Raw genomic sequence first — 18303 nt, forward strand, 5'->3', positions numbered from 1 at the left:
AGAATTGGCTTTTACGCCAATTACTTCTAAACAAATTTTGCTTTAATTTAAGATAGTTCTATTCAGCATTTTATAACTTTCTATAATTAATAATTTATTTTTTAATAACTTTTAATGAATACAAAATATATCAATCTTATTGATCAAACTTATTATTTCCCACAAGAAGAGTTTGACTTAAAAGAAGACAGCTTACAATTTCACGGTATAGATCTAATGAAATTGATAGAGCAATATGGAGCACCTCTTAAATTTACCTATTTACCTAAAATTTCTGAGAACATACAAAAAGCTAAGTCTTGGTTTGCAAACGCAATAGAAACCCATAATTACAAGGGTAACTACAATTATTGTTATTGCACCAAAAGTTCGCATTTTCAACACGTGTTAGATGAAGCTCTTAATAACGATATTCATATTGAAACCTCATCGGCGTTTGATATTAATATTGTTGAAAAACTTCAGAAAAAAGGAAAAATCACTAAAGACACTTACGTAATTTGTAATGGTTTTAAGAGAGAGCAATACATTACCAATATTGCAAGACTAATTAATAACGGACATAAAAACTGTATCCCGATTATTGATAACTATGAAGAGATTGATTTACTTTCAGACGAAATTAAAGACGATTTTAAAATAGGTATACGTATTGCTTCTGAAGAAGAACCTAAATTTGAGTTTTATACCTCAAGGTTAGGTATTGGTTATAAAAATATCGTACCTTTTTATGAAGATCAAATAAAAAATAACGATAAGGTTGAGCTAAAAATGCTTCACTTCTTTATTAATACCGGTATTCGAGATACTGCTTATTATTGGAATGAATTATTAAAGTGTTTAAAAGTTTATATTCGTTTAAAACGTATTTGCCCTAGTTTAGATAGTTTAAATATTGGTGGCGGTTTTCCTATAAAAAACTCGCTTCAGTTTGATTATGATTATCAATACATGATAGATGAAATTATTAATCAAATTAACATTGCGTGCCAAGAAGCAGAGGTACCTGTACCACATATTTTTACAGAATTTGGTAGCTTTACTGTAGGTGAAAGCGGCGGCGCTATCTATGAGGTTTTATACCAAAAGCAACAAAACGATCGTGAAAAATGGAATATGATTAACTCTTCATTTATTACAACATTACCAGATACTTGGGCTATAAACAAGCGTTTTATAATGCTAGCCATTAACCGCTGGAATGATGAGTATGAAAGAGTATTGCTAGGCGGCCTTACTTGTGATAGTGACGATTATTATAATAGTGAGCAAAACATGAACGCTATTTATTTACCAAAATTTAAAAAAGAAAAACCATTATACATCGGCTTCTTTAACACGGGAGCCTATCAAGAAACTATAGGTGGCTTTGGCGGGCTGCAACACTGCTTAATACCAAGCCCAAAACACATCTTGATAAACAAAGATGAAAACGGAAATATTAGTACCAAATTATTTAGTGAACAACAAAAAAGTGAAGACTTACTTAAAATTTTAGGTTACGATGACAACTAAAAAAAACTACGCAGGCATTGCAGACAAGTATGCTCGTCTAGACGAAGCAAAAGTAGTATTAATCCCTGTTCCTTACGACGGCACTAGCACTTGGCAAAAAGGTGCAGATAAAGGTCCGCAGGCATTTTTAGAAGCTTCAGAAAATATGGAGCTTTTTGATATTGAAACTCGTACAGAGGTGTATAAAAAAGGAGTGTATTTAGCGCCAACAGTAACCGAAAATTCTTCGCCAGAAAAAATGGTAGAAACGGTGTATAAAACCACCAAAAACTACATTCAGCAAGAAAAGTTTGTTACACTTTTTGGTGGTGAACATTCTATCTCTATTGGTACAATTAGAGCTTTTAATGAAGCTTTTGAAGATTTAACCGTAGTACAACTAGATGCACACGCAGATTTACGTAAAGAGTATGAAGGTTCTTCTTGCAATCACGCTTGTGCGTTACACGAAGCGAGTAAAACTACCAATTTAATACAAGTTGGTATTCGCTCTTTAGATGCGGAAGAATTAGAATATATGGATGAAAATCAAGTCTATTTTGCTCACGATTTGTATGATGATTGGATGGATGATGCAATCGGACAAATGACGCCAAACGTTTTTATAACTATAGATTTAGATGCTTTTGATCCTTCTATTCTTCCTTCCACAGGAACTCCAGAACCAGGAGGTTTGTTTTGGTATGAAACTTTAGACTTTATAAAAACTATCTTTAAAAAGAAAAATGTAGTAGGTTTTGATATTGTAGAGCTTTGCCCTAATTCTGCCGAAAAATCATCAGACTTTTTAGCTGCTAAGCTTTACTATAAAATGCTTAGCTATAAGTTTAAATATGAAAATTACGACGGCGAAGAGGAAGACGAATAGGTTTTAAATTTTAATAAAAAAAGGATGACCGAACATCGTCACCCTGAACTTGATTCAGGGTCTCATTCTAAGCAGAGCGAGATGCTGAATCGAGTTCTGTACAACAAAATAATTATCAATAAAATATTTGTCAGTTCGAGCGGAGTCGAGAACTAAACAGTTCAAAATTTATACGTTTCTCAAGAAGACAAACAAAAACAGAAAAATGAGTAAAGGAGCAATTTCAGAATTTATACAAAAATATTATTTACATTTTAACGCAGCATCGGTTGTCGATGCGGCAAAAGCGTACGAAGATCAACTTAACGGTGGCGCAAAAATGCTAGTTTCACTGGCTGGAGCAATGAGTACTGCAGAATTAGGTAAAATTTTTGCAGAAATGATTAGGCAAGATAAAGTACATATTATTTCTTGTACAGGTGCCAACCTAGAAGAAGATATTATGAATTTGGTAGCACACTCTCACTACAAACGTGTACCAAATTACAGAGATCTTACACCTCAACAAGAATGGGATTTGTTAGAAAAAGGGCTTAACAGAGTTACAGATACTTGTATTCCTGAAGAAGAAGCTTTTAGAAGATTACAAAAACACATTGTAAAAATATGGAAAGATGCTGAAGAAGCAGGCGAACGCTATTTTCCGCATGAGTTTATGTACAAAATGTTATTAAGTGGTGTTTTAGAAGAATATTACGAAATAGATTTAAAAGACTCTTGGATGTATGCTGCTGCAGAAAAAAACTTACCAATAGTAGTACCTGGTTGGGAAGACAGTACAATGGGTAATATTTTTGCTAGCTACGTAATGAAAGGAGAGTTAAAAGCTACCACAATGAAATCTGGTATTGAGTATATGACATTTTTAGCAGATTGGTACACAGAAAACTCTAATAACGGAATTGGCTTTTTCCAAATTGGTGGTGGTATTGCAGGTGATTTCCCTATTTGTGTTGTGCCAATGCTATACCAAGATATGGAAAGAACAGACACGCCATTTTGGAGCTATTTCTGTCAGATTTCAGATTCAACCACCAGTTATGGTTCATATTCTGGAGCAGTACCAAATGAAAAAATTACTTGGGGAAAACTAGATATAGATACACCTAAGTTTATTATAGAAAGTGATGCAACCATCGTTGCTCCGTTAATTTTTGCATATTTATTAGATATGTAAGAAATAATAATCTTACACTTATAATTTTTGTCAGTTCGAGCGAAGTAGAGTGATTATACTAATTACAGAAATAGTTCTCGACTCCGCTCGAACTAACATATCAACTAATGTTTACCTAAAAAACGTGTAGAAAAAAGAAGGCGTCATTTTGAGCTTAAGTAAGAATCTCATCACAACTCGAACATATTGGAGATTCAATTTAGTTAAAAAATTAGGTTGAAGATTTTCTCGAAATGCTTTGTAAAATATTGCGCTAGGGATTAAGGCATTTGTTGAAGCTCTTTTTGTGAAGTCTTCTTGAGAGAAACGAAAGACAGAGACGAAACAAAAAAGTGACTGCCGAAAGCCCGACCCTTGTGGTAGCGCCCAAATAACTGAAGATGGATAAAATTGAAAATGTAGAGTTAAAATACCTCACTTTAGAGGATTTTGAAGAATTAAAGCAGGCTACAGAAGCGGCTTACCATTCTATGCCTGGGTCTTATTGGAGAAAAAAACAAATTGCTAAGTTAATTTCTATTTTTCCGGAAGGGCAAATTGTAATAAAGGTTAATGGAGATATTGCCGGCTGCGCACTTTCTGTAATTGTAGATTTTGATGAAATTGAAGATAACCATACTTATAATGATATTATAGGCGATACTTCTTTTAAAATACACGATAAAAATGGCGATACACTTTATGGCATAGATGTTTTTATTAAACCTGATTATCGTGGCCTTAGACTAGGTAGGCGTTTATACGACTACCGTAAAGAACTTTGTGAGAACCTCAACTTAAAAGGAATTGTTTTTGGAGGCAGAATACCTAATTATCACAAATTTGCAGACAAAATAACCCCAAAACAATACATAGAAAAAGTACGCTCTAAAGAAATTCATGATCCAGTTATTAATTTTCAACTGTCTAATGATTTTCATCCAGTAAGAATATTAAAAGGCTATTTAGAAGGAGATGAAGACTCTGGCGAATATGCTGTTTTTATGGAATGGGATAATGTGTATTATACTAAACCTAGCAAAAAGCCTTCTGCAAACAAAAGTGTGGTAAGACTAGGTTTAATACAATGGCAAATGCGTACTTATAAAAGCTTAGAAGATTTAATGCAGCAAGCAGAGTATTTTATAGATACGGTAGCGGGTTACAGATCTGATTTTGCATTGTTTCCAGAGTTTTTTAACGCTCCACTTATGGCTGCTTATAACCATATGAGTGAGCCTGCAGCTATTAGAGAATTGGCAGGATTTACCGCTACAATTAAAGAGCGTTTTTCTGAGCTTTCTGTCTCTTATAACATTAATATTATTTCTGGAAGTATGCCAGAAATGATTGATGGTAAACTTTATAATTTAGGCTATTTATGTAAACGAGATGGTAGTGTAGAACGTTTTGAAAAAATACACGTTACTCCAGATGAAGCTCGTGTTTGGGGAATGCAAACGGGAAATATTGTTAAAACTTTTGATACCGATTGTGGCAAAATCGGGATTTTGATTTGTTATGATGTTGAATTCCCAGAGCTTTCTAGACTTTTAGCTGAAGAAGGAATGGATATTCTTTTTGTTCCTTTTTTAACCGATACACAAAATGGCTATTCACGAGTAAAACTTTGTGCACAAGCGCGTGCAGTTGAAAATGAATGTTATGTGGCTATTGCTGGTAGCGTAGGCAATTTACCAAATGTACACAATATGGATATTCAATATGCGCAATCGGCCGTATTTACACCTTGTGATTTTGCATTCCCAAGTAACGGAATTAAAGCTGAAGCAACCCCAAATGCAGAGATGATCTTAGTGGCCGATGTAGATATCGACTTACTTAGAGAGTTACACACTTTTGGAAGCGTTCATAACTTAAAAGATAGAAGAACAGATGTATATGAAGTAAAAAGAGTTAGAGAAAACTAACCAAACTTCTTTCTTTACAAAATAATTGCATGAATGCTAATTAAAAGGTTTTGCTATGTATGCTTGCTAAGATTTTGCTAAAACCTAGTACTCTCACTTTATAAATTCTTTACTTGCTAGAAAAAAGAATTTATGAGTGATTGGTTGATTTATGCGGTTGGCTTTACTTCTCAATTAATTTTCGCTTCTCGTATAATTATACAATGGTTTAAATCGGAGAAATCTAAAAAACTAGAAACACCAACCATTTTTTGGAAGCTTAGTCTTATTGCAGCCATTATCTTTTTTATATATGGTTATTTAAGAAAAGACTTTTCTATTATGTTAGGTCAAGCCATTATATATTATGTTTTTATAAGAAACCTTCAGCTTCAACAAGAATGGAAACCTACTAACTTTTTCTTTAAATTAATTGTTGTTGGGTTTCCCATTTTTGCTACGCTTTATGCTATCTTTTGGGCAGATATTGATTTTGGTTTGTTGTTCTCTCAACAAAATAAAAATGGTATTGCCACTTGGCTAATGGTTATTGGTGTAATTGGGCAGGTTATTTACACAGGCAGATTTTTGTTTCAATGGTACCACTCTGAGCAAGAACAAGAATCTGATTTACCCATTACCTTTTGGGTAATTAGTTTAGTTGGCTCTGCAATACTTATTTTTTATGCTGTATTACGAGAAGATCCTGTTTTATTTGCCTCTCACACTGGTGGATCTGTAATTTATATAAGAAATATTTATATTGGTTTAAAGGCTAGAAAAAACAACAAATAAAAAAAGCCTCTTCCGTTAAGAAGAGGCTTTAAAGTTTTACTAATTAGTGGTAATTAGTTTACTTCTGGTAAGAAACCATACTCTTTAGAGTACATAAGCATTTGCTTATCAAAAGTTTCTGGTTGCGTTACTTTAATAGTTTTAATTTCTCCGCTATCGTCCATTTCTGGTACTAAAACCGGATTTACAAAACCACTATAAGGTGCAGATTTAAACTTTTTATTTCTCTCTAATACTTCTTTATGAAGATCTTGATCTACTTTAACACCGTAATTTTCTACTAAATTTTTAGCTGCTTCGTAATCTCCTTCAGATTTAATACGTTGTGCTTCTTTTAAAAGCTCTCCAAATAAAGCGCGAAGTTTTTGGTAATCTTTAATTTCTATAGAAGTTTTACCATCTACAGTTTCTTTTACCACAACACCTTCTTCTTGTCCTTTTTCAAAAACCCAAGCACTTACCCATTGGCGGTTACGCATATGCGCTTCTTCAATATCTTTACCTAATTCAATTCGGGTTAACTGCGTCATTAATCCGTTTCTTAAGTAATCGTTATAAGCTGCTTTCCCTAGTTTTTCATAATCGTCTGTTAAACCTAGTTCTTGCAATTTAGGATCCATTAAATAGTAAAGACCTACTAAATCTGCACGACCTTCTTCCATAGTAGAAGCGTAGTTTTTTAGGGTTTCTTTGGTTTCTCCTACTCCTTCATTTAATTTTCCTGAAGCGTGCCCTACTACTTCGTGTAAAGCTGTATGTAACTTATCTGCTAAAGCTCCGTATTTTTCTGAAAGTTGAATTTCTTCTTCGTCGTGAGCAAATTCTTTTAATTTATCTGAACCTCCAGCATTTTCATAAGCGTTAATTATGTTTCCTAAAGAAACAGACTTACTTCCGTGAGTAGCTCTAATCCAGTTTGCATTTGGTAAGTTAACTCCAATTGGTGTACTTGGTGATGCATCTCCTGCTTCTCCTGCAACAATTACAGTTTTGTAAGTTACCCCTACTACAGAATCTTTTTTATGCTCATCCATAATTGGTGAGTTATCTTCAAACCATTGTACGTTGTCTTCTACCACTTGCATTTTTTTAGACATATCAAAGTCTTTAATCTGCACAATAGTTTCGTAAGAACCACGGTAACCTTTTGGGTCGTTATAAACTTCTATAAAACTGTTGATGTAATCTATATTACCTTCGGTAGCTTCTACCCAAGCAACATTATAATCATCCCAAGTTTGTAAATCTCCAGTTTGGTAATATTTAATAAGAAGACCTAATGCATCTGCTTGTTTTTGGTTTTCTGCAACTTCCTGTGCTTTTTCTAACCATTTAACAATTTCATCAATAGCTTCACCATACATTCCGCCGCTTTTCCAAACTTTTTCAACTAGTTTACCATCTTCTTTTACTAGCTTAGAATTTAAACCAAATGAAAGTGGTTTTTTAGCATCTGAAGATTTTTTATTAGCATAAAAAGCATCTACTTCTTCTGCAGTAATATTATCTCCATAAAAGTTAACCGCAGAACCTTCTATAAGTCCTTTTTCTTCATTTAAATTTACCTTTTTTACATCTTTATCATTAAAGATTACCTCGTATGGCTCTCCTGTTAATGTAGTGTTGGTTTCTTTTAACAAAGTATCTAAATATTCTTTAGAAAAACCTGGCTTCATTTTATCCATAGAATAATGGTGGTGAATCCCGTTAGAGAACCAAACTCTTTTTAAGTACTCTTCAAAAGCTAACCAGTCTTCGGCTTCTTTATCTCCGCTATAATTTGCGTAGATATTCTCTAAAGCTTTTCTAATAGTTAGGTTATGCTTGTAGTTTTGATCCCAGATTATATCACGACCAGATAATCCAGCTTGTGTTAAGTAGTAAACTAACTTTTGCTCTTTAAGTGAAAGGTTTTCCCAACCAGGAATTTGGTATCTCAATACTTTAATATCTGCAAACTCTTCTGCAGTAAAATTAAAATCTTGAGTTACTTCTTTTTCAACTTCTTCAGTTGGTTCTTTTATAGTTTCTTTTTTCTCTCCTTCACAAGAAACAAAAGCTATTGATGCCGCTAAAACCAACGGTATAAATTTAATTTTCATTTAGTATTATATTAATAGTTTTTACAAATGTAGTAATTAAGCTTTTGCAAATTACGTATATTAGCTAAACAAAACGCAATGATCTAAAAATGAAGATTTTTAAGTATATATTTTTCCTTTTACTAATTATAATTATTGGTGGCTCTATTTATATTGCTACACTAGACGGAAATTACCAAATAGAAGAAACTAAAGTAGTTAAAGCTCCTGTAACTATGGTTTTTAACGAAATAAATGATTTTAAAAATTGGGAAAAGTGGAGTTCTTGGGCAAATGAAGACAACAACACAGTTTTTAATTATACAGAAAAGACAAAAGGAGAGGGAGCTTCTTTAGATTGGGTTAGTGAAGACTTTGAAGATGGTAAAATACAAACAATAGAAGTTATACCTAATAAATCTATACATCAAGAAATTACGCTTAAAATGCCTTTTAGCGAATCTACAAGCACTTTGTATTGGTTATTTGAAACTATTGATGGTAGCACTAAAGTTACTTGGGGTATAGAGGGTGAAAGATCTTTTTTTGATAAAATATTGTTATTAATTCAGAATAAATCCATCCCTAAAGAGTTACAACCAAAATTTAAACAGAGCCTAACTAATTTAGATAAGGCGATTGCTTTAAAAATGAAACAATATAATATTAATATAGATGGTATAACAGAATATGCTAGCGGATACTATATGTATATCACTACTGCTTCTAAAAACACTCCAGAAGCATTGAGTAATAAAATGAACAACATTTTTCCGGAGGTAGCTAATTTTATGCAGAAAAATAACATAAAAATGAGTGGGCATCCGCTAACTATCTATAACGAAATTAATGAAGCAAACGGAACGGTTATTATCTCTTGCGGTATACCAACTCCCGTGAATATAGATACTCCAGAAGATAGTATGGTTTTTTGTAGCTTCTTACCTAACACCAAAGCCATTAAGGCTACTTTAAAAGGTAATTACTCTAATTTACCTGAAGCTTGGTCACAGTTAACTACCTATTTAGAAAAAACTGATTTTGAAAAGAATACTGAAATAAATTCTTTTGAAGTATACATTACAGACCCTGAAACAGAACCTAACCCTGCAAATTGGGAAACAGAAATATACATCCCCATTCAGCAGAGAGAAAAACTTATAGATTCAATAGAAAGTTTATAATGAAGAATTTAATTCTTGTATTTATTGGTGGCGGAACAGGAAGTATAATTAGGTTTTTACTTGGTAAATGGCTTAATAACCAAAATACAGGAATACCCTACGGTACTTTTGCTGCAAATGTAATTGGTAGTTTTTTAATTGGTATTATACTAGGGTATCTTACCAAGAACGAAAGTATCTCACAAGGCACAATGCTTTTATTAGCCACTGGTTTTTGTGGTGGCTTTACCACCTTTTCTACCTTTGCTTATGAGAGTCACGTATTTTTAAAAAGTGGAGATTTTATAAGTTTTGCTACTTATACTATTGGTAGCATAGTTCTAGGTTTTTCTGCTGTATTTTTAGGAATGTGGTTAATTAAATTTACTTGACATAGATTTTAAATATTACCCAATAAACTAAAATGCTAAAAGAGAAATTTATAAACCTGCTTGCAAAATACTCAGATAATAAAAATTATAATTTAGAATGTTGGAGCGAAATTAAAAACTGCTACACATCTAATTCACGCCATTATCACAATCTTGAACATTTAAAAAATATGCTTTCTGAATTGATACCAATTCAATCAGAAGTAGAAGATTTAGATTGTCTATTGTTCGCTATTTTTTACCACGATATAGTGTACAAATCCACTAAATCTAATAATGAATCTCAAAGTGCTTTATTTTTTCAAAAAAGAATAGCAAAAACTTCTTTTCAAAACTTAAAAAAATGTATGCTACAAATTGAAGCTACAAAAGAGCACAAAATCTCTGCAGATAGTGATACAAATATACTATTAGATTTAGATCTTTCTATTTTAGGTAAACCCTCTGAAGAGTATAAAAAATATACAGAAGGTATTAGAAAAGAGTATCAAATTTATCCAGATTTTTTATACAAAAAGGGTAGAAAAAAAGTTTTGAATAGTATGTTAGAACTAGAATCTATCTTTAAAACAGATTATTTTAAACAACAATACGAACATCAAGCTAAAGAAAATTTAAGACTTGAATTAAATTTATTATCTCGATAGAACTTTTTTGGAGATACTAGAAAGCCTAACTAGTTTGTAAATTACCAAAAAACCAAGTAATCAATATTAATTACTTAAGACTTTGTTTCTTCGTGGTATTTTTTCACACCAGCTTCTACCTTAAACGGTAAATCATTTTCTCTTGGTGGTATAGGGCAAGAGTATGTGCCATTATAAGCACAATAAGGATTATAGGCTTTGTTAAAGTCTAAAATCACAGTAGTAGAGTTGGGTATACTAAAATCTAGGTATCTACCACCTCCATAAGTAGACTCTCCATTAGTATAATCTGTAAAAGGAATAAAAAGATAGTCTTTATACTTAGGCTCTGTTACTAAACGTTGATTTTGGTATACATTTAAAACAAACTCTTCTTCTTGGTAAGTAAAATGAACTTCGCCATACTTTACATAAATAGGTTTTCTATCTGTAGTGGTAGGCATAGCAAACGGCATTTGGTATGGAGTTTTAACAAAAGTAGCTTTTATAATAAACTCTTCATTAATATCAAAAAAGTCTAGCCCTTTAAATTTTTTAAAATCATTTTCTGTAAGCGGAGATTTTTCTTTATCTGCAAACTCTTCATTTAAATGTTTTTGATAATCTAATGACGAATTAGTAGAACTTGCAGATTGTGCTTGTACAGCAGCTACCACTAGGAAAAATAAAATAAAAAATAATACCTTTTTCAATCTCAAAATATTTAATACAAATGTAAAGTGAAAAGGATAATTACACTAAAAAAATATCAGAATTTTGCTATCTAATTCCAATTTTTCACTTGTCGAGAATCGCTAAATAATCCTTTTGCTAAGATAGATACAACAAATAAATCTGCAAAAATTACAAATAAAATTCTTACAAAAAGTATACCTGCAAAATCTCCTAATGTAAATCCTACAATCCCTGTTATTAAAGTTAATATAAAAAAAGTAGTGCTTTTGTCTTTCATAGTTTTTGTTTTTAATAAAGATAATGAAGAGGTATCTACGCATGTATTAACATTTTACTAATTAGACCTTATTTAACCCAATAGTAACTCATACGTTAAACTATGTTAACTCATCTGCATATAAAATAAAAATCCTTAAAACCTAGATAAAGGTTTTAAGGATTTAAATAATTAGTTATAAAAATATATTACATATTTCTTCTGTACTGCCCGCCTACTTCAAAAAGAGATTCTGTAATTTGACCTAAAGAACATACTTTGGTAGCCTCCATTAATTCTTCAAAAATATTTTTGTTATGGATTGCTGCATCTTGCACTTTATCTAATGCTTCGCCTGCTCTGTCTTCATAGGTTTTGTGTAATTTTTTCAAGGTAGTTAGTTGAAATTGCTTTTCTTCTTCTGTAGCCCTAATTACTTCACCTGGAGTTACTGTTGGAGAACCTTTACTACTTAAAAATGTATTTACACCAATAATAGGGAACTCTCCATTATGCTTTAAAGTTTCATAATACAAACTTTCTTCTTGTATTTTAGAACGCTGATACATGGTTTCCATCGCTCCTAACACACCTCCACGTTCTGTAATTCTATCAAATTCTTGTAAAACGGCTTCTTCTACCAAATCTGTTAACTCTTCAATAATAAATGAACCTTGAATAGGATTTTCATTTTTAGCCAACCCTAATTCTTTATTAATAATTAACTGAATTGCCATTGCACGTCTAACCGACTCTTCTGTAGGTGTAGTAATTGCTTCATCATAAGCGTTTGTATGAAGCGAGTTACAGTTATCGTAAATTGCATAAAGCGCCTGCAAGGTGGTTCTAATATCGTTAAAATCTATTTCTTGTGCGTGGAGTGATCTACCTGAAGTTTGTATGTGGTATTTCAACATTTGCGCACGAGAATTTGCTCCATATTTATGCTTTAATGCTTTTGCCCAAATTTTTCTAGCTACACGACCAATTACTGCGTATTCTGGATCAATTCCGTTAGAGAAAAAGAAAGAAAGGTTAGGACCAAATTTATTAATATCCATACCTCTACTTAAGTAATACTCCACATACGTAAAGCCATTTGCTAAAGTCAGCGCCAATTGAGTAATTGGGTTTGCGCCAGCTTCTGCTATATGATAACCAGAGATAGAAACCGAATAGAAATTTCTTACTTTATTCTGAATAAAATAATCTTGCACATCGCCCATTAAACGCAAAGCAAATTCTGTAGAGAAAATACAAGTATTTTGTGCTTGATCTTCTTTTAAAATATCTGCTTGTACGGTACCTCTTACTACGGCAAGAGTTTCATATTTTATTTTTTCGTAAACATCTTTAGGTAATACTAAATCTCCTGTAACACCTAGAAGCATTAACCCAAGACCATTATTACCTTCTGGTAACTCACCTCTATAAGTAGGTCTTTCTAGTCCGCTTTCTTTATAGATAGCTTCTATTTTTTGCTCTACTTCTTTTTCTAGACCATTTTCTTTAATATATTTTTCACATTGTTGGTCTATTGCAGCATTCATAAAGAAACCAAGTAACATTGGTGCAGGGCCATTAATTGTCATACTTACTGAAGTAAGGTGATGTGCCAAATCGAAACCAGAATATAATTTCTTCGCATCGTCTAAACAACAAATAGAAACACCTGCGTTACCAATTTTACCATAAATATCTGGTCGCTCATCTGGGTCGTTACCATAAAGAGTTACAGAATCAAAAGCGGTAGAAAGTCGCTTAGCTGGTAAACCTAAACTCACGTAATGAAAACGCCTATTGGTACGCTCTGGTCCCCCTTCACCTGCAAACATTCTTGTAGGGTCTTCTCCTTGACGTTTAAATGGGTACAACCCAGAAGTGTAAGGGAATTCTCCTGGTACATTTTCTTGTAATATCCATTTTAATAGATCTCCCCAAGCTTTGTATTTTGGTAAAGCTACTTTCGGAATTTGTAAATGAGAGAGTGACTCGGTATGAGTTTCTATTTTTATTTCTTTATCTCGAACTTTAAAACTGTAAATTGGGTCTTTATATTTTTTAACTGTTTCTTCCCATTTTAAAATCTCTTCCCAGTTATATGGGTCAAAGTCCATTTTAGTTTTATTAAACTGTGCTATTAGCAATTCTACAAATTGTTGATCTGCATCATCCTGAACTTGATTTAAAATCTGCTCTTCATCTAGTCCCGTTTTAATTAGATAAGACTTCTCTACTCCGCTTAAAGTGATATTTAGAACTGAAAAAATAGTTTTATAAATACCGTAGAGTTTTTGAGCAACTTCTACTTGGTTGTCTACTTTTTCATCATAACCGCGATTATTTTCTGCAATTTCTGAAAGGTATCTTACTCTAGCTGGCGGAATCACAAAAATCTTTTCAGACATTTCATCTGAAATAAGGTAGTTACTTTCTAAAGAAGTTTCTGTTTTCTCTGCCAAGGTATCCATAATCTTTTTGTAAAGAGTATTCATCCCTGGATCGTTAAACTGAGAAGCGATAGTACCATAAACAGGAAGCGTTTTAGGATCTTCATGCCATAAATTATGGTTACGCTGGTATTGCTTTTTTACATCTCGCAATGCATCTAAAGAGCCGCGTTTATCAAATTTATTAATGGCCACAATATCTGCAAAATCTAACATATCTATTTTCTCTAATTGTGTAGCAGCACCAAATTCTGGCGTCATTACATAAAGAGAAACATCTGAATGATCTAAAATTTCTGTATCACTTTGCCCAATACCTGAAGTTTCTAAGATAATTAAATCGTACTCTGCGGCTTTCAACACTTCAATAGCTTCTTGCACATATTTAGAAAGTGCCAAGTTAGATTGACGAGTGGCTAATGAGCGCATATACACTCTAGGAGAATTGATAGCATTCATACGAATACGGTCACCTAATAAGGCTCCTCCAGTTTTTCTTTTAGAAGGGTCTACAGAAATAATCCCGATGGTTTTCTCTTCAAAATCTACTAAAAATCTTCTTACTAACTCATCTACTAAAGAAGATTTACCGGCACCACCTGTACCAGTAATTCCTAAAACAGGAGTTTTAATACTTTTATTTTTCTTATGAATTTTATCTAAAGTAGATTTTGCTATTTCAGGGAAATTTTCTGCAGAAGAAATTATTCTAGCAATAGCTTTGTCATTTTTTGTAGGCAGTTCTTTTAACTCCCCATTTAATACATCGCCTATTGCAAAATCTGATTGCTCTACCAGGTTATTAATCATTCCCTGTAATCCCATCTCACGACCATCATCTGGAGAGTAAATTCTGGTAATTCCGTATTCGTGAAGTTCTTTTATTTCTTCTGGAAGAATTACTCCACCGCCGCCGCCAAAAATTTTAATGTGATTAGCTCCTTTTTCTTTTAGCAAATCATACATATATTTAAAATACTCTGTATGTCCTCCTTGATAAGATGTCATTGCAATAGCATTAGCATCTTCTTGTATTGCGGTATTCACTACTTCTTCTACACTTCTATCATGCCCAAGATGAATTACTTCTACTCCTGTAGATTGAATAATTCTACGCATAATATTAATGGCTGCATCATGACCATCAAATAATGATGCGGCAGTTACTATTCTTACTTTATGTTTGGGTTTATAAGGTTGAGGCTGTTCCATTGAATTATTCTTAATTTTAGGTGCGTAAATTTACGAAAATACTATCAATTTAGAAGTTATTGAACTTCTTGATTTTAATTATCTATCTAACTTTCTGTATTTCATAATAAATATTTAAACAAGAGAGAGCATTTCAATTTTTAGATTAATAAATATATATTATTTTTGCTCGGTGTTTTAATTGATTTTATCAATCATAAAACAGATTATTTATTATTTTATTCTTACTAAAATTAATACCCATTACAATTATGATTAAACGCGTATTTTTAAGCTGCTTGGTATGCTTTTCACTAATTTCTTGTGCCGAGTTACAATCTATTGCAGAGAATTTGCCTCAGCAAGCAGCAGGTCTTTCTGAAACTGAAATTGGTAACGGATTAAAAGAAGCCTTAGATAAAGGTATTGATGAGCAGGTAACTAAATTAACCCAAACCAATGGTTTTTACGGAAATGAATTGGTGAAAATTTTACTACCTGAAGAACTTCAAAAAGTAGAAAAGGGATTAAGAGATATAGGTTTAGGGAGCTTAGCAGACGAAGGAATAAAAGCTTTAAACAGAGCAGCAGAAGATGCTACAAAAGAAGCTACTCCAATTTTTGTTAATGCGGTTAAAGAAATGACTTTTACAGATGCTAAAAATATTTTATTGGGAGATAACCGTGCAGCTACTACTTATTTAGAAAACAAAACTACTACAGAATTATATAGCAAGTTTAATCCAGTAATTAAAAACTCATTTAGTAAAGTTGGTGCAGATCAAATTTGGTCTAATATTATTACCAAGTATAACAATATACCTTTTACAGAAAATGTAAATCCAGATTTAACAGACTATGTTACTCAACAAGCTTTACAAGGTGTTTACACAATGATTGCTGTAGAAGAAACAGAAATTAGAACCGATATTAGCAGCAGAACTTCAGATTTATTAAAGTCTGTTTTTGCTCTACAAGATTAATAACGCTAAGCTAATACTTAGTAATATTACGGTAACATCTAAACCCCATTTGTAATAGATATTTGCAACGAGATTTAGGGTGTCTCACTATTTATTTGGGTTAAGTTAAAGAGCCGAGGATTTATTCCGCGGCTTTTTTTTGTTAATTATTTAACCAAAGATACATATATCAATGTTTTTTTATTAATTGATTAACTTTTTTCACAAAAACTTAGATATAAAATAATCTAACTTTGTATTTAAATATTAAAGTCATGCAAAGCTGGAAAAATAATAAAGACAAAATAGATAGCTTACGTAAAAAATATACTAAGCTTATGAAAAGGGCTTATGAGGTTGCCCCTAAAAATAAAAGCAAAAGTGATGATCTTAATCACCAAGCAAGATTAATTTTGCAAGAATTAAAAAGAACAGAGTTAAATTTTCTTCATTAATAAAATTAAAAGCTAATTAACTATTAGCGTTTTGCTGTTATTAAAAGGTAAGATGTAATTGCTTAAAGTATTGAAAGGCATTTTTTAAACGAGACCCATACCAACTAAAAAATTCTCCATCTACTAATTTTATTTTTTTAAGTTTTACAAACTCAGAAAGCTCTTCTATATGTTTTTCTTTAAACGGGAAGGGTTCTGAAGAAAGCAGGACAAAATCTGCTTTACTTAACATTTTTAATTCTATTTCTGGATAGCGCGGTGTTCTACTAAAAATATTTTCAAAATGATTTAGCTCAAGTAAATAATTTATAAATGTATTACCACCTGCTACCATCCAAGGTTTACGCCAAATTAAATAAGCTACTTTACGCTTTGGTAGATGCTGAATAAATTTTTGAAAATCATTAAATTCTGTTTGAATAGCATCAATTAACATTTCTGCTTTTTTTGTTACAGAAAACAACTCTCCATACTGTTTAATTAAATCTAAACATTCTTTAATTGTAGAAATATCTGAAACATGAACTGGAGCTATTTTTTCTAGTTCTGCTACCATCTCAAACGTATTTTCTTCTTTATTACAAAGAATAAGATCAGGTTGAAGATGTTTTATTTTTTCTAATTTCACTTCTTTTGTACCTCCCACAATTTCAACCTCTTTTACTAACTCTACGGGATGCACGCAAAATTTGGTAATACCTATTAAATTTTCTCGTAAACCTAAATCTACAATCAATTCTGTTTGGCTAGGCACCAAAGAAATAATTCTTTTGGGAGTATTTTTTAACGTAAATTTTCGCTGTAATTGATCTTGAAACTGCATAAATTACAATGTAAGAATTCTTATATAAGATGTATAAAAAAACCCTAAAGAATTTAAAAATCTAAAGGGTTATAATATTTATTAAAAAAAGAAATTTTACATTTTATCTAAAACGCCTTCCATTTCTTGCTGTAATTCTAGAGCTTTTTGTGCTGCAGCTTCTGCAAAATTTTCTGTTGAAGAAGCATAAATAATACCACGAGCAGAGTTTATAAGTAAACCTACATTCTTGTTAAGTCCGTATTTGCAAACTTCTGAAACGCTTCCTCCTTGCGCTCCTACTCCTGGAACTAAGATAAAACTATCTGGTATTATTTTTCTAATTTCTGTAAAATACTCTGCTTTAGTGGCTCCAACAACATACATTAAGTTATGATGATTTTTCCAGGTTTGAGCAGTTTGTAAAACTTTTTTATACACCTCTTCTCCGTCTACTTTTTTAGTCTGAAAATCGAAAGCACCACGATTAGAAGTTAAAGCTAACAAAATAGTATGCTTGTTTTCAAACTCTAAAAAAGGTACTACAGAGTCTTCTCCCATATATGGAGCTACAGTAATCGAATCAAAATTTAAATCGCTAAAAAAAGCTTTTGCATAACGTGTAGAAGTATTACCTATATCTCCTCGTTTTGCATCTGCAATAGTAAAAATATCTGGATGCTTATCATTTAAATATTTAATTGTTTTCTCTAAAGCTTGCCAACCTTTAATACCATAAGCTTCATAAAAAGCGATATTTGGTTTATAAGCCACAGTTAAATGGTGAGTAGCATCTATAATAGCTTTATTAAACTCAAAAATCGGATCTTCTTTACTTAATAAGTGCGTTGGTATTTTTTCTAAATCTACATCTAAACCGATGCATAAAAACGACTTTTTCTTTTTTATTTGCTGAACGAGTTCGTGGGTTGTCATAGTTAATTTAGTAAAGTAAAAAACCCGCTAAGTAAAGCGGGTATTTGCA

16 protein-coding genes are annotated in these 18303 nt (G+C 32.0%); 10 read left to right on the forward strand and 6 right to left on the reverse strand.

Features of this window, described 5'->3' with window-relative positions; all coding sequences use genetic code 11:
- Positions 1-114 precede the first annotated feature (114 nt).
- The 5 genes from BUC03_RS12540 to BUC03_RS12560 all read left to right on the forward strand — a co-directional run bounded on the left by BUC03_RS12540 (position 115) and on the right by BUC03_RS12560 (position 6244).
- A complete protein-coding gene (locus BUC03_RS12540; RefSeq protein WP_073152634.1) occupies positions 115-1515 on the forward strand; it encodes an arginine decarboxylase in 1401 nt (466 codons plus the stop codon).
- Positions 1505-2383: an agmatinase gene (speB, locus tag BUC03_RS12545; protein WP_073152637.1), complete on the forward strand. Its 879-nt coding sequence runs from the start codon at positions 1505-1507 to the stop codon at positions 2381-2383. Before BUC03_RS12540 ends, speB begins: the two co-directional genes overlap by 11 nt.
- A gap of 205 nt (positions 2384-2588) precedes the next feature.
- On the forward strand, positions 2589-3560 hold the full coding sequence (locus BUC03_RS12550) for a deoxyhypusine synthase family protein (protein ID WP_073152639.1): 972 nt from the start codon (positions 2589-2591) through the stop codon (positions 3558-3560).
- 380 nt (positions 3561-3940) lie between these two features.
- Positions 3941-5470 (forward strand): carbon-nitrogen hydrolase family protein, encoded by a 1530-nt coding sequence (locus BUC03_RS12555; protein WP_073152642.1) that lies wholly within the window; start codon positions 3941-3943, stop codon positions 5468-5470.
- 132 nt (positions 5471-5602) lie between these two features.
- Positions 5603-6244, forward strand: coding sequence for a lipid-A-disaccharide synthase N-terminal domain-containing protein (locus BUC03_RS12560; protein WP_073152644.1), 642 nt, complete (start codon positions 5603-5605; stop codon positions 6242-6244).
- A gap of 53 nt (positions 6245-6297) precedes the next feature.
- On the opposite strand, the gene BUC03_RS12565 is transcribed toward BUC03_RS12560, so the two are convergent.
- On the reverse strand, positions 6298-8346 hold the full coding sequence (locus BUC03_RS12565; RefSeq protein WP_073152647.1) for a dipeptidyl-peptidase 3 family protein: 2049 nt from the start codon (positions 8344-8346) through the stop codon (positions 6298-6300).
- Positions 8347-8435: 89 nt separating this feature from the next.
- Between BUC03_RS12565 and BUC03_RS12570 the strand changes: the two genes are divergently transcribed.
- From BUC03_RS12570 to BUC03_RS12580, 3 genes are read left to right on the forward strand one after another with little or no spacing between them, the layout of a single operon-like run.
- Positions 8436-9509, forward strand: coding sequence for an SRPBCC family protein (locus BUC03_RS12570; protein WP_073152649.1), 1074 nt, complete (start codon positions 8436-8438; stop codon positions 9507-9509).
- Complete coding sequence (crcB, locus tag BUC03_RS12575) at positions 9509-9880, forward strand: fluoride efflux transporter CrcB (RefSeq protein ID WP_073152652.1); 372 nt, start codon at positions 9509-9511, stop codon at positions 9878-9880. Before BUC03_RS12570 ends, crcB begins: the two co-directional genes overlap by 1 nt.
- 32 nt (positions 9881-9912) lie before the next feature.
- The gene (locus BUC03_RS12580; RefSeq protein ID WP_073152655.1) at positions 9913-10527 is read left to right on the forward strand and encodes an HD domain-containing protein; all 615 of its coding nucleotides are present in this window, start codon (positions 9913-9915) and stop codon (positions 10525-10527) included.
- A gap of 74 nt (positions 10528-10601) precedes the next feature.
- Here the strand turns inward: BUC03_RS12580 and BUC03_RS12585 are convergent, their stop codons facing one another.
- The 3 genes from BUC03_RS12585 to BUC03_RS12595 all read right to left on the reverse strand — a co-directional run bounded on the left by BUC03_RS12585 (position 10602) and on the right by BUC03_RS12595 (position 15120).
- Positions 10602-11219 carry a DUF1684 domain-containing protein gene (locus BUC03_RS12585; protein ID WP_073152657.1) on the reverse strand — a complete coding sequence of 206 codons (618 nt, stop codon included), beginning with the start codon at positions 11217-11219 and terminating at the stop codon, positions 10602-10604.
- A 71-nt stretch (positions 11220-11290) separates the two neighbouring features.
- Positions 11291-11479, reverse strand: a complete 189-nt coding sequence (locus tag BUC03_RS12590; RefSeq protein WP_073152660.1) for a hypothetical protein — start codon at positions 11477-11479, stop codon at positions 11291-11293.
- A 188-nt stretch (positions 11480-11667) separates the two neighbouring features.
- Complete coding sequence (locus tag BUC03_RS12595) at positions 11668-15120, reverse strand: methylmalonyl-CoA mutase family protein (protein WP_073152662.1); 3453 nt, start codon at positions 15118-15120, stop codon at positions 11668-11670.
- A 251-nt stretch (positions 15121-15371) separates the two neighbouring features.
- Between BUC03_RS12595 and BUC03_RS12600 the strand changes: the two genes are divergently transcribed.
- Positions 15372-16082 (forward strand): DUF4197 domain-containing protein, encoded by a 711-nt coding sequence (locus BUC03_RS12600; RefSeq protein WP_394333515.1) that lies wholly within the window; start codon positions 15372-15374, stop codon positions 16080-16082.
- Positions 16083-16336: 254 nt separating this feature from the next.
- Positions 16337-16516, forward strand: coding sequence for a Lacal_2735 family protein (locus BUC03_RS12605; RefSeq protein WP_073152664.1), 180 nt, complete (start codon positions 16337-16339; stop codon positions 16514-16516).
- A 40-nt stretch (positions 16517-16556) separates the two neighbouring features.
- Here BUC03_RS12605 and BUC03_RS12610 read toward each other — a convergent pair whose 3' ends face one another.
- Positions 16557-17339 carry an ABC transporter substrate-binding protein gene (locus BUC03_RS12610; protein ID WP_073152667.1) on the reverse strand — a complete coding sequence of 261 codons (783 nt, stop codon included), beginning with the start codon at positions 17337-17339 and terminating at the stop codon, positions 16557-16559.
- 96 nt (positions 17340-17435) lie between these two features.
- Complete coding sequence (pyrF, locus tag BUC03_RS12615) at positions 17436-18254, reverse strand: orotidine-5'-phosphate decarboxylase (RefSeq protein WP_073152670.1); 819 nt, start codon at positions 18252-18254, stop codon at positions 17436-17438.
- Positions 18255-18303: the final 49 nt, after the last annotated feature.

The organism is Mesonia phycicola, assembly GCF_900141885.1.
Lineage (GTDB): Bacteria > Bacteroidota > Bacteroidia > Flavobacteriales > Flavobacteriaceae > Mesonia > Mesonia phycicola.

What these genes read in the sequence shown, in the direction of transcription:
- BUC03_RS12540 (WP_073152634.1), top strand. Translation starts at nt 115, where the DNA reads ATGAATACAAAATATATCAATCTTATTGATCAAACTTATTATTTCCCA.
- speB (WP_073152637.1), top strand. Translation starts at nt 1,505, where the DNA reads ATGACAACTAAAAAAAACTACGCAGGCATTGCAGACAAGTATGCTCGT.
- BUC03_RS12550 (WP_073152639.1), top strand. Translation starts at nt 2,589, where the DNA reads ATGAGTAAAGGAGCAATTTCAGAATTTATACAAAAATATTATTTACAT.
- BUC03_RS12555 (WP_073152642.1), top strand. Translation starts at nt 3,941, where the DNA reads ATGGATAAAATTGAAAATGTAGAGTTAAAATACCTCACTTTAGAGGAT.
- BUC03_RS12560 (WP_073152644.1), top strand. Translation starts at nt 5,603, where the DNA reads ATGAGTGATTGGTTGATTTATGCGGTTGGCTTTACTTCTCAATTAATT.
- BUC03_RS12565 (WP_073152647.1), bottom strand. Translation starts at nt 8,346, where the DNA reads ATGAAAATTAAATTTATACCGTTGGTTTTAGCGGCATCAATAGCTTTT.
- BUC03_RS12570 (WP_073152649.1), top strand. Translation starts at nt 8,436, where the DNA reads ATGAAGATTTTTAAGTATATATTTTTCCTTTTACTAATTATAATTATT.
- crcB (WP_073152652.1), top strand. Translation starts at nt 9,509, where the DNA reads ATGAAGAATTTAATTCTTGTATTTATTGGTGGCGGAACAGGAAGTATA.
- BUC03_RS12580 (WP_073152655.1), top strand. Translation starts at nt 9,913, where the DNA reads ATGCTAAAAGAGAAATTTATAAACCTGCTTGCAAAATACTCAGATAAT.
- BUC03_RS12590 (WP_073152660.1), bottom strand. Translation starts at nt 11,479, where the DNA reads ATGAAAGACAAAAGCACTACTTTTTTTATATTAACTTTAATAACAGGG.
- BUC03_RS12595 (WP_073152662.1), bottom strand. Translation starts at nt 15,120, where the DNA reads ATGGAACAGCCTCAACCTTATAAACCCAAACATAAAGTAAGAATAGTA.
- BUC03_RS12600 (WP_394333515.1), top strand. Translation starts at nt 15,372, where the DNA reads ATGATTAAACGCGTATTTTTAAGCTGCTTGGTATGCTTTTCACTAATT.
- BUC03_RS12605 (WP_073152664.1), top strand. Translation starts at nt 16,337, where the DNA reads ATGCAAAGCTGGAAAAATAATAAAGACAAAATAGATAGCTTACGTAAA.
- BUC03_RS12610 (WP_073152667.1), bottom strand. Translation starts at nt 17,339, where the DNA reads ATGCAGTTTCAAGATCAATTACAGCGAAAATTTACGTTAAAAAATACT.
- pyrF (WP_073152670.1), bottom strand. Translation starts at nt 18,254, where the DNA reads ATGACAACCCACGAACTCGTTCAGCAAATAAAAAAGAAAAAGTCGTTT.